Source organism: Mucilaginibacter sp. UYP27, from assembly GCF_040547175.1.
Taxonomy (GTDB): Bacteria; Bacteroidota; Bacteroidia; order Sphingobacteriales; family Sphingobacteriaceae; genus Mucilaginibacter.
On the sequence record NZ_JBEPPE010000001.1, the window covers coordinates 900,614 to 914,865 of the forward strand.

Annotated in this window: 12 protein-coding genes; 7 read left to right on the forward strand and 5 right to left on the reverse strand. The window is 42.9% G+C overall.

All coding sequences use genetic code 11. The annotated features are described in order from the left end of the window. The first annotated feature begins 4 nt into the window (after nt 1-4). The 4 genes from ABIB39_RS04035 to ABIB39_RS04050 are packed head-to-tail and all read left to right on the forward strand — an operon-like array spanning nt 5 to nt 3,937. Complete coding sequence (locus ABIB39_RS04035; protein ID WP_354427526.1) at nt 5-976, forward strand: type I phosphomannose isomerase catalytic subunit; 972 nt, start codon at nt 5-7, stop codon at nt 974-976. Nucleotides 977-981: 5 nt separating this feature from the next. Continuing rightward, entirely contained in the window at nt 982-1,728 is a 747-nt protein-coding gene (locus tag ABIB39_RS04040; RefSeq protein WP_354427527.1) for an HAD-IIB family hydrolase, read from the forward strand. Nucleotides 1,729-1,730: 2 nt separating this feature from the next. Then, on the forward strand, nt 1,731-2,834 hold the full coding sequence (locus ABIB39_RS04045) for a glycoside hydrolase family 130 protein (RefSeq protein ID WP_354427528.1): 1,104 nt from the start codon (nt 1,731-1,733) through the stop codon (nt 2,832-2,834). Next, on the forward strand, nt 2,834-3,937 hold the full coding sequence (locus ABIB39_RS04050; RefSeq protein ID WP_354427529.1) for an AI-2E family transporter: 1,104 nt from the start codon (nt 2,834-2,836) through the stop codon (nt 3,935-3,937). Before ABIB39_RS04045 ends, ABIB39_RS04050 begins: the two co-directional genes overlap by 1 nt. A gap of 556 nt (nt 3,938-4,493) precedes the next feature. Here the strand turns inward: ABIB39_RS04050 and ABIB39_RS04055 are convergent. From ABIB39_RS04055 to ABIB39_RS04070, 4 genes are all read right to left on the reverse strand, one after another. Then, entirely contained in the window at nt 4,494-5,621 is a 1,128-nt protein-coding gene (locus ABIB39_RS04055) for a TIGR03364 family FAD-dependent oxidoreductase (protein WP_354427531.1), read from the reverse strand. Then, nucleotides 5,618-6,928 carry a DUF5690 family protein gene (locus ABIB39_RS04060; protein WP_354427533.1) on the reverse strand — a complete coding sequence of 437 codons (1,311 nt, stop codon included), beginning with the start codon at nt 6,926-6,928 and terminating at the stop codon, nt 5,618-5,620. Before ABIB39_RS04060 ends, ABIB39_RS04055 begins: the two co-directional genes overlap by 4 nt. Before the next feature lie 5 nt (nt 6,929-6,933). Next, nucleotides 6,934-7,617, reverse strand: a complete 684-nt coding sequence (locus ABIB39_RS04065) for an HAD-IA family hydrolase (RefSeq protein ID WP_354427535.1) — start codon at nt 7,615-7,617, stop codon at nt 6,934-6,936. Between the two features lie 80 nt (nt 7,618-7,697). Then, nucleotides 7,698-8,273, reverse strand: coding sequence for a helix-turn-helix domain-containing protein (locus tag ABIB39_RS04070; protein ID WP_354427537.1), 576 nt, complete (start codon nt 8,271-8,273; stop codon nt 7,698-7,700). A 152-nt stretch (nt 8,274-8,425) separates the two neighbouring features. Between ABIB39_RS04070 and ABIB39_RS04075 the strand changes: the two genes are divergently transcribed. Continuing rightward, entirely contained in the window at nt 8,426-9,007 is a 582-nt protein-coding gene (locus ABIB39_RS04075) for a phosphonate degradation HD-domain oxygenase (RefSeq protein WP_354427538.1), read from the forward strand. Between the two features lie 672 nt (nt 9,008-9,679). Here ABIB39_RS04075 and ABIB39_RS04080 read toward each other — a convergent pair. Next, entirely contained in the window at nt 9,680-10,036 is a 357-nt protein-coding gene (locus ABIB39_RS04080; RefSeq protein ID WP_354427540.1) for a hypothetical protein, read from the reverse strand. Nucleotides 10,037-10,681: 645 nt separating this feature from the next. Here ABIB39_RS04080 and ABIB39_RS04085 point away from each other — a divergent pair. Both ABIB39_RS04085 and ABIB39_RS04090 read left to right on the forward strand, forming a co-directional pair. After that, nucleotides 10,682-10,816 carry a hypothetical protein gene (locus ABIB39_RS04085; protein ID WP_354427541.1) on the forward strand — a complete coding sequence of 45 codons (135 nt, stop codon included), beginning with the start codon at nt 10,682-10,684 and terminating at the stop codon, nt 10,814-10,816. A gap of 155 nt (nt 10,817-10,971) precedes the next feature. Then, the gene (locus ABIB39_RS04090) at nt 10,972-14,250 is read left to right on the forward strand and encodes a SusC/RagA family TonB-linked outer membrane protein (RefSeq protein ID WP_354427542.1); all 3,279 of its coding nucleotides are present in this window, start codon (nt 10,972-10,974) and stop codon (nt 14,248-14,250) included. The last annotated feature ends 2 nt before the right edge of the window (nt 14,251-14,252 follow it).

A 14,252-nucleotide genomic window follows, 5' to 3' on the forward strand; every position in this document is an offset into this window, starting at 1 on the left:
GAAAATGACCAAGCTTAATTATTATCCATTGCGTTTCGCACCAATATATCAGTATCGCCTTTGGGGCGGCCGGAATTTAGAGCACCTGTTGGCTGAACCTTTACCAGACGGCCCAGTTGGCGAAGCGTGGTTGCTGAGCGACCGGGATGACCATGCAAGTTTAGTGGCGGATGGGAATTTGGCCGGAAAATCCATTGTAGACCTGATCAAAGCTGATGAAAAAGGCTTGATGGGCAAATTTGCAGGAAAGTTTCAACGGTTCCCGCTGTTACTTAAGTTTTTGGATTGTAATGATGTGCTTTCGGTACAGGTTCATCCTGATGATAACCAAAAGCAATATATCCCGAAAGGCGAAAACGGTAAGACCGAGGCTTGGGTAGTACTGGAAACCAGAAAGGAAAGCCTGATATACGCTGGACTAAAACCGGGCACTACGCCAGAAAAGCTAACGCAAGCGATCCGTGAGAAAACTGTTGGCCAATACCTGCATAGTTTTAAACCGGATCTGAACGATAGTGTACTCATTAAAGCAGGGACGGTACATACGCTGGATGGCGTGGTCGTTTTCGAGGTGCAGGAAAACAGTGATGTCACTTTTAGGTTATACGACTGGGACCGCACTGATAAAAAGACCGGAAAACCACGGGAATTACAGGTAAAAGAAGCCATGGCCTGTGTGGATTATAGCCAAACAGACATAGGCCCGGTAAAGCCTGAAAGTAACAAGCTGCCGGTTTTATTGAGGTCGGATCACTTTATCGTCTGGAAGCACGAAAGTATTGATTTGTTTACAGTTGGAGAGGCAAACGAACCACGGATATTGGTCTGCATTAACGGAGGCGGCAAATTGAATTTCGAAAAAGATGTTTTTAACGTATGCAAAGGACAGGTTTTTTTGCTGCCTGCTCAAACAGGTAAATGTGCTTTTGAACCATCAGGAAATGTTGAACTATTGGAGATAGGTATTCCATTATAAGAACCATGAAAAAATTGATCGTATTTGACCTTGATGGCACGCTGGCTGAAAGTAAAGCGGCTATAGATTCGGAGATGGCCGGCTTGTTTACTGAATTGTTAACCGTTGCTAGGGTCGCCATTATCTCCGGCGGCGATTGGCCGCAGTTTGAAAAACAGGTGATCGGGCATCTGCCTGCGGGCACCGACCTGAGCAGTTTATCCATCCTGCCTACCTGTGGCACTAAGTTTTATGCCTTTGATGAAAGCGGCTGGAAGCAATTATATGCCGAGAATTTTACGGATGAGGAAAAAAAGAAGATCATCGGTTCCTTTGAAAAAGCGATAGCCGAATCCGGCGTTAAAGCGGACAAGATATGGGGGGAACAGGTGGAAGACCGTGACAGCCAGATCACCTTTTCGGCGCTGGGACAAAAAGCCCCGCTTGAACCCAAAAAAGCCTGGGACTCGGATTTTGAAAAACGAAAAAAGATCAGGAAAATTTTAATCAGGATGATTCCCGGTTTTGCCATTAACCTGGGTGGTGCTACATCTATCGATGTGACCAAGCCCGGCATAGACAAGGCTTATGGAATGCGAAAACTAAGAGATATTTTGAAAATAAAGGTAACTGATATGCTGTTTCTGGGTGATGCGCTGTTTGAGGGCGGTAACGATTTCCCGGCGCGCGCTTCAGGTGCGAATTGTATACAGGTGCGTGATCCTGAAGAAACCAAAAAGATAATAGCTACGATTATAGCCTGCCAAAAATAGATATGAAAACATTGAAACTAAAAAGGATCGGTATCCTGATGGAACCGGAGGCAAATAACCCAATGGAGGCGGGCGGCGTTCTTAACCCTGCTGCTGCGCGTGGCAAGGACGGAAATTTATACCTATTCCCCAGGATTGCCACAAAAGATAATTATTCCCGGATTGGAATTGTTAAAGTGCTTTTTAATAATGCGGGTGACCCTATTGATGTGGAGCGTATAGGGATCGCGCTGGAACCGGAGGCTGATTATGAAAAGCGCCCGGATGGCGGTGGTGGCTGCGAAGATGCGCGGGTGACCTATGTGGAGCCTTTAGAGCGTTATATCATGACCTATACAGCGTTTTCACCTGACGGGCCGCGTATTGCACTGGCGCAATCACAGGATCTGCTTAAATGGGAGCGGATCGGCCTTGCGACTTACCTCCCGTATGAAAACATGGCGTTCAATGGTATCAATAACAAAGATGCCTGTGTTTTTCCAATGCAAATCCCAAGCCCACACGGGCATCGGGCATTGGGGATGCTGCACCGGCCGTTATTCCCCGGCACCTCGCCTGAAGAAAAAATGGGGCACCCCTGGGATAAGGCGTTAGACAAACACCACGAAAGTATTTGGTTATCCTATTGCCATATCCACCCGGAGAAGCAGGAAAGTGAAAAATGGGACCCTGCTGCCTTCACCTCGCACCGTCCGCTGGCGGTGCCGGTCTTTGATTGGGAGCGAATCAAGATCGGTTCGGGCACACCGCCTGTAATGACCCGGTTTGGCTGGATGTTTTGTTATCATGGTGTTAGCGAAAGCAAAAATTCAACGCTTGAAAAGCAGCAACTGATATATTCCGCAGGCCTGATGTTCTTGTCTGAAACCGATCCTTACGATATTACTTTCCGTTCTTTTGAACCCATTTTGGAACCTACGCTCCCCGAAGAAACCGTTGGCGTGATTGCCAACGTAGTATTTCCGACCGGGATAGACCGAAGGGATGATATCGGCATGCCCGACCGTTATGATGTTTACTACGGCATGGCTGATAACCGAATCGGCGTTGCCCGCTTAGACCTGCCAGAGAACCTGGACTGGTATGAACATTCACAAAACTATTAATGATGGAACAAAAAACTAACTCGTTATCCCGCGCCGTTCAATACTTACTGTTATTGTTTCTTTTATTTGCCGGTTTGTATTTTTCGGCCGGCATATTAATGCCGATAGCACTGGCAGGGATCATGGCCATGCTTTTTCTGCCTTTAAGCCGCTGGCTGGAAAAAAAAGGGATGAACCGGACTGTAGGTGCGGTGATCTGTGTGTTATTGCTGCTTTTAGTGATTGGCTTAATGATATTCCTGTTCAGCTGGCGGGTATCAAATTTACAGGCTAATCTTGACCAAATGGAGCAGCAGGCCAATAAATATATCGGGCAATTGCAGCAGCTTATCAATGACCGGTTTGGGGTTTCCAAAGAGCAGCAGGATCAAATGCTGAAAAAACAAGGCTCGTCAGGTGCCGGTAATGTGGCTACCTATATCGCTTCATTTGCTGCAGGATTTTTAGGTTCGCTCACCACGGGTATCCTGGTGCTGATCTACATATTCCTATTCATCAGTTCCAGGAAACATTTTAAGAATTTTATTTTGAAACTGGTTAAAAAGGAGCATCAGGCTAAAACAAATACAATCATAGAAGAAGCATCAGGGGTAGCGCAGAATTATGTTTCGGGCTTGGCCAAAATGATCGTTTGTTTATGGGTGATGTATGGCATCGGGTTTTCTATTGTTGGCGTTCAGAATGCCTTCTTTTTCGCCATCCTTTGCGGCACGCTTGAGATCATTCCATTCGTCGGAAATCTTACGGGAACCTCTCTGACAGTACTGATGGCGGTAGCACAGGGTGGCGGTAGCACGATGGTCATCAGTGTGCTGATCACTTACGGGCTGGTGCAGTTTATCCAGAGCTACATTTTACAACCCTTAGTGGTCGGTAAAGATGTCGATGTTAATCCTTTCTTTACCATTATGGTATTAGTATTGGGAGATACTTTATGGGGCATTGGCGGCATGGTACTATCCATTCCGCTTTTAGGTATGCTGAAAATTGTATTTGACCATATTGAACCGTTAAAACCCTATGGTTACCTGATAAGCAATGGCGATGAAAAGAAGCCGGATAAACCATTGACAACAAAAATCAAATCATGGTTTAAAAAGTAATTCAATAGATTTTGAAAACATTTGACTTTAGATGTTATACAACTTTTGAATTTGCATTATTCTAAGTCGTTTTGTATATTTAAATCGTAAGATTTGTAATTAGTCTGCATCAAATAATGGTTAGTAATTCGGTGCGTAGTAAATCGATAACCATATAAAGTATTGTAAGTCAATAGGGTTTTAGTCGTGTTCGATTCCCCTACGGGCTACTTGAGGGGAAAGGTTATTAAAAGATAACTTTTCCCCTTTTTTTATGCCTTGCAATGGCTGTTTATTAGAATGATAAGCGATAGTGGTTCGCTTAAATAAGCGGTTCGATATTCGCTTCCGTCAAAACATGATTTTTAGGGTATACTGAATCAATTAGTTTTTGCTTTTCCAATACGCTGGCAGATTTATAGTGTACTTGTACGCTGGAAATACTTTGACTTACGATCTCTCCGATTTGAAAACATCCATACAGCCTTGAAGTGGTCTCCTTTCCCGGGAGTAAGCTGGAAATTTAATAATTCATTTTCAAAATATTCCTGTTTGTTCTTGCATTACAATTACCCATCTAAAATCTTGCAGCTACTATTTGTTCGCAAAGGCCAAAGGATAAGGTCATTCCGTTGCCGCCGAGGCCGTTTATGATGGTCACACCGGGCTCGGCATCTATAACCAGTTCGGTTTGGCCTGTTGTCATTTTTGCATAGGTACCGTTCCATGTTTGTATTACGTGGGTATCCTTAAAGTTGGTGAAAGTTTGCAGGTATTTCAGGATCATCTGGTTAATAAAATCCTTATCGAACGGGTCGTGTACCAAACCAAACTCGTGCGAATCGCCAACGGTAATTTCGCCGGTATGGTTTTGCGCCGCCATTACATGGATGCCCCATTTGAGATATTCGGCATATTCTTCCTCGTAGCGCTTACGCAGAGCCGGCAAAGCAGGTGCCGCCTGGAATCCGGGGTAGTGGATCATGCTTAAACTACCGCAAAGTGCCGGGCCAATACGCCAGTTGTTGGATTGCGCGGCAAGGCGCATCATTTGAAGCTTACACTTGGTAATCCCGAAAGAGGTAAAAAGCTCAGGGTAAAGTGTTTCAAACTCTACGCCGCTGCAAATGAAGATCTCGTTGGCGTGATATTGTTTTGTGCCGGATGTTACGGTATTGCTTGTAACCCGGCTAATGGCCGTATTCCAATAGAAAATTACACCATGCTGCTCTCCTAAATATTTGGCTACCGCTGCAATGGCTTCGCGGGCCTCGAGTATCATTTCTGTACCGCTCCAAAGCGCGCCTTTAAGTCCGTCTGGGTTTACACCCGGCGATTTATCCAATGCCTGCTGCGCGGTAAGCAAGGCATAATCGCGTTGTGTTTTATTGATATTGGCGTATTGTTCTATTACCTCCAATTCATCATCATGGTAGGCAAGGTGTAACGAGCCAACCTCGTCATGCCAGATGCCGGCCACTTCGCAAGTTTGTTTCCAGATGCTGCGCGATAGCATGGCCCGTTCAAATAGAGGCCCGGTTGGCTGCCCAATTGGCCAAACCATCCCAAAATTGCGGATGGATGCGCCAACGGCACATTCATTACGTTCAAAAATTGTTACCTGGTAACCGCGGGTAGCCAGGGCACGCGCCGTAGCTAACCCAACAATGCCTGCGCCAATTACGATGGCCGATGGTTTGCTCATACTGTAGAAAAATTAAGTCCGGCTTTGGTTTCTTTGCTTTTACGGGCCGATTGGAAAAAGTATATCAGCGATAATACACCGCATATGCCGCCTAATACTGCCACTATCATTACACCCTCTTTAAAAAAAGTGCCCCAGCTAATATTGGGGCGGCCAAGTTCTTTTATCAGCAGGATGCTAACGCTGCCCAGGTAACCCATCGAATCGGCTACGTACATTACAAAGCCCACGTTGCTTTTATAATGGAAGGTGGCTATCATCCGTTCAAAAAATATTGCGTTATAAGGTACATAACCAAGGTAAAGGCCAAGGCCGGCCATGGTCATCCAGCTAACAGGGTCAATCATTTTTAGGGAGTACATTACTGTTGATACCCCAACCAGCACACAACCACCAATGATCATCAAATGAATAACGCTAAAGGCCCGCAGGTTTTTGCGGATCAGGATAAGCAGGCTCATAACAACCAATACGATGATGGATATTTTTGTATCTATTTTGGTGTAGATGGTACGGTCTTTAATACCGAGGCTGTTCCAGATCTCTACCTCAAAATTGTCGCGGATATCGCGCATAATGGTAAGTAGCACATATATAATGAGGGTCAAAATTATCCCGGGTAAAAATCGGATGATAAAGTGCTTGCGCTCTTGAGCATTCATGGGCAAGCGCTCGGTACGCAGGGCTTTATCCTGCGCGGTTTGCGGCGGCATCAATTCCAGCATAAATACAAACAGCATTAACGGGATGGCAAACAGCGCTCCCGTTAAAAACGGCATATTATACTCGCTTACGTGGTAAACATGTATCAATGTTTGCCCTATGGTTTTCACAAACCCGGACCCAAAGATCAAACTAATGGATAATACCGCAGCCATAAATTCGGTTGAGCGGCGGCCCTCCAGGTAACCAAACACTAAGCCCCAAATCAGTCCCAGCGGGAAGCCATTGATGAACAGGAATGCAATATTGTATGGCGCAGGTACCAATGCAAAACCCAATAAGGACAGCCAAGAAACGCTTATTAATACCAATATGGTCAATCCGCGTTTGGCGCTTTTTACTTCGGCAATAAAGCGGATTCCGTAAAACTTACTTAGCGTGTAACCAACAATTTGGGCAATAACCAGCCAAACCTTATAATCTACATGCAAAAATTGCTGGCCGGGGTATGTCCCCGCGGCAAATGCCTTGCGGAAAGCATACATAGATGTATAAGCCCCAAAAGCAGCTACAGCCGCCAAAACAGAAATTACAGTGTATGGCAACGTGGCTGCCTTTGCCCTTAGTTTATGGGTTAATGCCATAGGTTTTAATTGATGATGGTAATTACGTCTGCTATATCATCAATAATATGGGTAGGGTTGTAAGGCTCCAGTTCGGCGCGGGTAAAGGCCCCGGTTGTAACGGCAATTACATATTTGCAGCCAGCGTTTTGTCCTTCGCGTATATCCACTTCTGTATCGCCAACCTTGGCAACTTCCTGTGCGTCGGTTATGCCTGCAAGTTCCATCATGCGGTTTATCATGGCGGGGTTCGGCCGGCCTTCTGTTACCTCGTCAGATCCTATCAGGTAATCTATCAGCCCCTTTTCGCACCACTCTAAACGCTGTACAATAGTTTGAGCGATATCTTTAGAAAAACCCGTGTTGATACCAATTTTTATACCAGAATACTTCAATGCTGCCAATGTAGCTTCGGCATGTGGCAATGCTTCTAAAACTGGTGTAGTTTGGTAATAACGGATCATCAGGTTTATAAATTCCTGGTGAATGTTATGGATAAGTTCGGGAGTTATTTTGTCGGCATCCGGCTCGTGCCGGTGCAGCATTTTGGTTATGGCTACACTTTTTTCGTAACCCATTAATGGGTTAACATCGGCCACCGTTACGTTGTAACCATATTTTTGCATCGCCGCGCTAAAGGTATCGGCAACTTTATTTTCATCCCTGACCGTGGTACCGGCCATATCAAATACAACAAGGTTTATAGGCATTGCTAAACGTAAATTTGTTTAGCAATGGTAAACTTTGTTTATTAATTATAAACTAACGTAGTGTTAAGATTTGTTTAAGTTTAGTTAGACACCTCAAAAAAATAAACCACCAGCATGCTGGCTGTTTCTGTTCCTTTATTTTTAGGGGTATGGGGGATGCGACCGTCAAACAGCATCGAATCGCCCTGGCTTAGGGTGTAAGTATCTTCGCCCAGTTGGTACTCGATAGTACCGTTAAGGATGTATTTATATTCGTAAGCTTCGGTTTCTACCTGCGGCCTGTAAGCATCCGGTTCCAGCTCCAGTATCACAATGTCGACCGTAGAATTTTTGATGGATTGCGTAAATATACGCTGGTAGTGAAACCCTTCGGCATGTTCTTTTTCAAAGTGATGGTACTCGGATTGTCTGCGAATAATTAACGGGAAGTTTTTACCGGCATCTATATCTTTAAAAAACACATTAAGGTCTATCTCTAATGCCTTAATAATATCTATCAATACGATAAGCGATGGTATGGTGCGGCTGTTCTCTATCTGCGAAATAAGGCCCTTACTTACATTTGCCCGGGAGGCAAGTTCCTGTACGGTTATGTTTTTTTCGCGACGTTTGTCTTTGATCCGGTTACTGATTTGGATCAGTACATCATCTTCCATTAGTGTTTAGCATTTGTTGAACGGCGGTAAAGTAGATAATAAAATTAAACGCAGCAAGGTATTTAGCTTAATTTAACTTCTGACAAATTAGATGACGCAAACTTAATTTTAGAATAACATTAGGATGCTTCATTTGCCACAAATAATAACTAATGACCCCACTTGCCTCTACTCCCAAAGAAATTGTTGACGAAGTTTTTGCTTTATATGAGCAGCACGGCAATGAAGATTACATTGGTGAGCCGGTATCGCAATTAGAGCATATGTCGCAGGCGGCTATGCTGGCCCAGGCCGAAGGTTACGATGACGAAGTAGTGCTTGCCGCGTTCTTTCATGATATTGGCCACCTGTGTGCCGCCGGCGCCGAAGTTGGCAGCATGGATGGAATGGGGAATATAGATCACGAAAAGCTGGGAGCCGATTATTTATTAGACCGTGGTTTCTCGCCACGCTTAGCTAACCTGGTTAAGGGTCACGTTATAGCCAAACGATATCTTACTTATAAACACCCCGAATACTTTGAGAAATTATCGCCCGCCAGCCGCGCTACTTTGAATTTTCAGGGTGGAGTAATGACCGCCGCAGAGGCGGCCGAATTTGAGGCTAACCCGGATGCGGATCTTATTATCCGCCTGCGCTATTGGGACGATGAAGCTAAATTGCAAAATACGCCTGTTAACAACATTGAATATTTAAAACGGATAGCTATAAACCATCTTAAGGGCGATTTATAGCTGATTTATGCCGTATCGCAGTTGCGAGGTATGAATAGTACTAATTTTTCTAATATATTTTCTTCACATAATACAACATTATATGTTCAAACTATTCCTCAAATGGTCAGCCAATTACTTATATCAGTAGTCAAGATTATGCTAATGGGCGAGGTTTTGCAGTAAATGTAAAATATGATGTAAACTTAAGCTATGTAAGAGATCCATCTCAAACGCATACAGGACCAGATATTCGACTGCAACCATGGGGTTTCATCCGGTTTTTCAGGTAATGGAGCTTTTGCTCATGGGGGTACTACGGCTAATACAGTTGAATATAATCCCGGTTTTCTTACTTTTCAAGATAACACAATAAGTAATAATCAAAACTTCGAAGAATTGACAGCACATGAAGTAGGTTTTCATAATATGATGGGGTTGCTCATGGCGCTGACCCGAATAATAGGGCGATTTATCCTACTACGCCCACCTTAGAAAGTAACGTTCACAATAATATTTATCCTACGGATGATAATACCAAATTGATTTTAAATAAAAACATAACGGACAGACGGAATTTAGATGATAGGACAACCATTCTTACACCATCTAAATCAACTTTGACCATTGATAACTCATTGAAAACACCATCGAGTTTACCCGTAGTAAACTTAAAGTAATATGTGTAAATAATTATAAATCAATTGGCCCTAAGACTACTATTTTGTTGGTTGTGTAAATTGTAGGAGTTCCGTTTATTAACTTAACAATACCTTTTGCAGATATTTTAAACCCTGTTAATGATGATTTTTTTCTAAATGTATCGAAATTCTCCTTTTGAATGACAATGACTTTACTGTCTGAGTCAGATGTTCCTAAAGATAAAACACGTAGCTTAGAATTGATAATTTTTGTTTTGTAAACAGTATCGGTTATAGTTACCCTTTTGTTTATGAAATTTCTAATCTCTTTTGCAGTTACATTTTGTTGTGCAAAGGTGTTAGATGCAGTAAAAAAGTTAATGAGCAATATTGCTATGAAATATTTCATTTTTTTAATCTAAAGTTAAACCTGGTATAAAATAAAGTTGAACATCATAAGTGTTGCTATAACTAATTGACAAATAAAGATTGAAATATATTTGATTTAGTTAGATTTACCTTTTAACAGTTCGTTTTTCTCTTTTTCAGCCTGCAAAAGACGTTCATAAAGCTTTTTGTTTTCCTCGATCACTTCGAGGAGTTTATCCATTGGGTTGAAGTTGAGGGGTACAGTTGTTGTTAACAGACCCTGCATTATCGTGCAAGGTACTTGAAATAATATTGATCACGGCTTCCTCACTAAAGTTTTTAATGGCTTCGGCAGGAATGGCCCAACAACTGGGCGATCTGTTGTAGGTTGCTTAAAATGATTGTTACAGTAAATATGCTATTTCTTAGCGGCTTTTTATACAGATCGTACGTTCTGTACCTGCGCGATTGAGTATCGGCAATCTTGTAGTAATACAACTGGTTTTCAAATTCAACATGCGTATAAATTATGACTCTGTTTATGACATCATTGCAAAAGAAAGTCTCTATATAGTTATAGTTTATAAATAAATATTGTTACCAGAAATAAGGATAATTATATTTAATTTTAAGTTCTTTAGGGGGAATAAATATAACCCTTAAACTACACCGAACTTTATCCTTCATGAAAAAATCATTCTATTTTATCGCCTTATTGGGCATTGTTAATTATGCTTCGGCTCAAAATGCTTTCCCTACGGCATCTGGCACTAATGCCGGGATTGGTACCACATCACCCACCACTAAATTGTTAACTTAGTTTAATTAGTATGTATCGATTATGTTACCAATTATGCTGCTGCTTAATTTTAAATCAATACAGGTTTAAAGTTTACTTAATCTAAACTTAGTTTACAAATAATAAACAAAGTTTACTATTGCCGAATAATCTCTCACAAAAATTATTCAGCAGCAATGAAACAAATTTACCTCAATTTTAGAAGGCTTGCACTCATTATAGTGTGCTGCCTGTCGCCAGTTATTTTGTTTGCCCAAACAAAAATAACCGGAACCGTAAACGACGAAAGCAAGCAGCCTTTACCAGGCGTTAGCGTAATGCTAAAAGGGACGAATCAAGGCACGACAACTGATGCTTACGGTCGTTTCATTATCAACGCAAACCAGGGCCAGGTTTTAATTTTTAAATTTTTAGGCTTTGCCCAGCAGGAGGCAACAATTGGCACTAACAACGCGATTATTGTAAATCTTGCCGCCGATAACAAAACCCTTGGCGAGGTGGTAGTAACCGCCCTGGGTGTTAAAAAAGAAACCCGCCGTGTTGGTTACGCCGTATCAACCGTAAAGGGTGAAGACCTTACCCTTGCCCGCGACCCAAACCCTATTACCGGTTTAATTGGTAAAGTGGCAGGTTTATCGGTAGGCCCGTCGGCCGAATTACTGGGAGCACCAAATGTAGCTATCCGTGGTAACAGCATTTCCTTATATGTTGTGGATGGTTTCCCTATCAACACAGACACCTATAACATCAGCCCTGATGATATTGACACCTATACCGTATTGAAAGGCCCTGCAGCTGCGGCACTTTATGGTAACCGTGCATCTTACGGTGCAATTTTAATTACCACCAAAAAAGGCAATAAAAACAAAAAAGGCTTAACTGTTGATATAAACAGCAGTACAGTTGTAAATACAGGTTTTTTGGCGTTCCCGCGTGTGCAACATAAATATGGCGCGGGCGAGAATACCTTTTATGAATTTGTGGATGGTAAAGGTGGTGCACCGGGTGGTGTAGATGCCGATTACGACATTTGGGGCCCATACTTTAATGGCCAGCTTATTAAGCAATACGATAGCCCTGTTATTAACGGCGTTCGCCAGGCTACACCGTACACCGCACGTGGTGCAAACAATCTGAACAACTTTTTACGCACAGGTTACCAAACAAATAACAACGTTGCTTTAAGTGCAAACGGCGATACTTACAATGTACGTTTCTCTGCATCGCAACAACACCAAAACAGCTACATCCCAGAGCAGTATCTGGATATTGCTAACGCGAACATCTATGCATCATTTAATCCAACAAGCCGTTGGAAATTTGAGGGTAACGTAAACTTTAACCGCCAAACTACCGATAACTTTCCTGACGTACAGTACGGGCCAAATAGCTTAATATACAACTTAGCTATCTGGACAGGTGCCGATTGGGATGTTAACGCACCCGACATTAAAGCGATCTGGCAGCCGGGTAAAGAGGGTATTCAATCGCAATTTGCCGAATACACCCGTTACCACAACCCATGGTTTATGGTTAAAGAGTGGACACGCGGCCATTACAAAAACGATGTGTATGGATATTTATCTGCAAACTTCAAGATCAACAGCAACCTGAACGCTACTTTACGTTCACAGATTGATACCTACAACATCCTTCGTACCGAAAAAATGCCATTTTCGGCCCACCCTTATGGCCGCGAAGGTAACGAAGGTGACTACCGTGAAGACCGCCGCGACCTGTTTGACAACAACACCGAGCTAATGGTGAACTATGATTATACCATCAAAAAGTTCTTAAACCTGTCAGGTTTAGTAGGTGGTAACATGCGTAACCTATCTTACAAGTCAAACTGGACATCTACAGATTATTTGAGCGTGCCTGAAGTGTACTCTTTTAGCAACTCAAAAAATGCCGTACAGTCTACCAGCTTTAACTCGGATATGCGGGTGTTAAGTGCATACTACTCGTTAGATGCAACATTTGGTAAATACGCTACAATTTCAAGTACCGGCCGTATTGATAAATCATCGGCATTCCAGGTACCGACAACCTATTACTACCCAAGTTTATCGGTAGCAACTGTGATATCTGATTACATTAAAATGCCTGATTTTATTTCCTTCTTAAAAGGCAGGGCATCGTTCTCTAACATCCGTTCGGATGCTACCTCTACAACAATTGGCCCCGCTCCTTTCAGTTCTATCACTGTATTTGGTGGCAGCACAGGCCCGTCATTGTTTAACAACCCGGTAGGTTACGGTACCACTTATGCATCGCCATATAACGGCCCGGATTATTCATTAAATTCAACCTACAACACCAGTAAGCCTTACAATAGCCAGGCTGCAGGTTACGCGTCAGATTACTTGTACCAAAACGGCATCAAAACATCAACCCGTGTTAATTACGAGGAAGGTTTTGATATTAAATTCCTGCAAAACCGTATAGGCTTTAGCGGAACAGCTTTCCAATACATTGATGGGCCAAGAATTTTGCCTAACGCTATTTCTACTGCAACAGGCTATACTGTTGAGTACATCAACGCCCTTAAAACCAAAAAGACCGGTTATGAAGGTTCGTTAAGTGGTGCTATCCTGCAAAATCCTAAAGGTTTCAGCTGGAATATCTTAGCCAACATCTCAACCTACAAAGAAGTTTATAAAGAATTGCCATCGGGCCAGGACAGCTACGCTACCTTCTTTAAAGCAGGTGACCGTACCGACAAATTATACGGTAGCGCATTTGTACGCACACCAGATGGTAAGATCATCAATGATGCTGCCGGCAAGCCCCTGGTGAGCCCGGTACTACAATTCTTAGGTAACGAAACCGCTAAATACAGTTGGAGCATTTACAATAAATTCCAGTACAAAAGCTTTAGTCTTGGTGTACAGTTTGATGGTTCAGTTGGTGGTGTTATTGTTGATTACATGCACAATAAAACCATGCGTGGTGGTGCTAATGCCGAAACTGCCGAAGGCGCCCTTGGCGATGCCCGTTTCAAAGACTGGAGCAACTTTGGTAAAGCCGGTTACAACGGTTCATACGTTGGCGAAGGTGTAGTAGTATCTAATGGCACATCTATAAACTATGACTCTAACACAGGTGCGGTATTAAACTACAACCAACTACAATACGGGCCAAACACACAGGTTGCATTTGTACAAGATTATGTAAGTAAATACTACGGCGTTGACGAAGCCAACCTGATGAGCAAAACCTTTACCAAACTGCGTGAAGTAACCTTTGGGTTCGAGTTTCCTAAAACCATGCTTCAGAAAACCTTTATCCAGAAAGCTTCAGTTTCTGTTTATGGCCGTAACCTATTGTATTTCTACAAGGACAAACGCTTTAAAGATGTTGACCTTGACCAATACAATTACGCTACCGCTTCTACAGGCCTGCAATCGCCAACTGTACGCAGCTACGGCCTTAATTTAAACGTATCATTCTAACA

Bases quoted from the DNA above. Each gene is read 5' to 3' on its own strand.
- ABIB39_RS04090 (WP_354427542.1), top strand. From the start codon at position 10,972: ATGAAACAAATTTACCTCAATTTTAGAAGGCTTGCACTCATTATAGTG.
- ABIB39_RS04085 (WP_354427541.1), top strand. From the start codon at position 10,682: ATGAAAAAATCATTCTATTTTATCGCCTTATTGGGCATTGTTAATTAT.
- ABIB39_RS04070 (WP_354427537.1), bottom strand. From the start codon at position 8,273: ATGGAAGATGATGTACTGATCCAAATCAGTAACCGGATCAAAGACAAA.
- ABIB39_RS04080 (WP_354427540.1), bottom strand. From the start codon at position 10,036: ATGAAATATTTCATAGCAATATTGCTCATTAACTTTTTTACTGCATCT.
- ABIB39_RS04055 (WP_354427531.1), bottom strand. From the start codon at position 5,621: ATGAGCAAACCATCGGCCATCGTAATTGGCGCAGGCATTGTTGGGTTA.
- ABIB39_RS04050 (WP_354427529.1), top strand. From the start codon at position 2,834: ATGATGGAACAAAAAACTAACTCGTTATCCCGCGCCGTTCAATACTTA.
- ABIB39_RS04065 (WP_354427535.1), bottom strand. From the start codon at position 7,617: ATGCCTATAAACCTTGTTGTATTTGATATGGCCGGTACCACGGTCAGG.
- ABIB39_RS04040 (WP_354427527.1), top strand. From the start codon at position 982: ATGAAAAAATTGATCGTATTTGACCTTGATGGCACGCTGGCTGAAAGT.
- ABIB39_RS04035 (WP_354427526.1), top strand. From the start codon at position 5: ATGACCAAGCTTAATTATTATCCATTGCGTTTCGCACCAATATATCAG.
- ABIB39_RS04075 (WP_354427538.1), top strand. From the start codon at position 8,426: ATGACCCCACTTGCCTCTACTCCCAAAGAAATTGTTGACGAAGTTTTT.
- ABIB39_RS04045 (WP_354427528.1), top strand. From the start codon at position 1,731: ATGAAAACATTGAAACTAAAAAGGATCGGTATCCTGATGGAACCGGAG.
- ABIB39_RS04060 (WP_354427533.1), bottom strand. From the start codon at position 6,928: ATGGCATTAACCCATAAACTAAGGGCAAAGGCAGCCACGTTGCCATAC.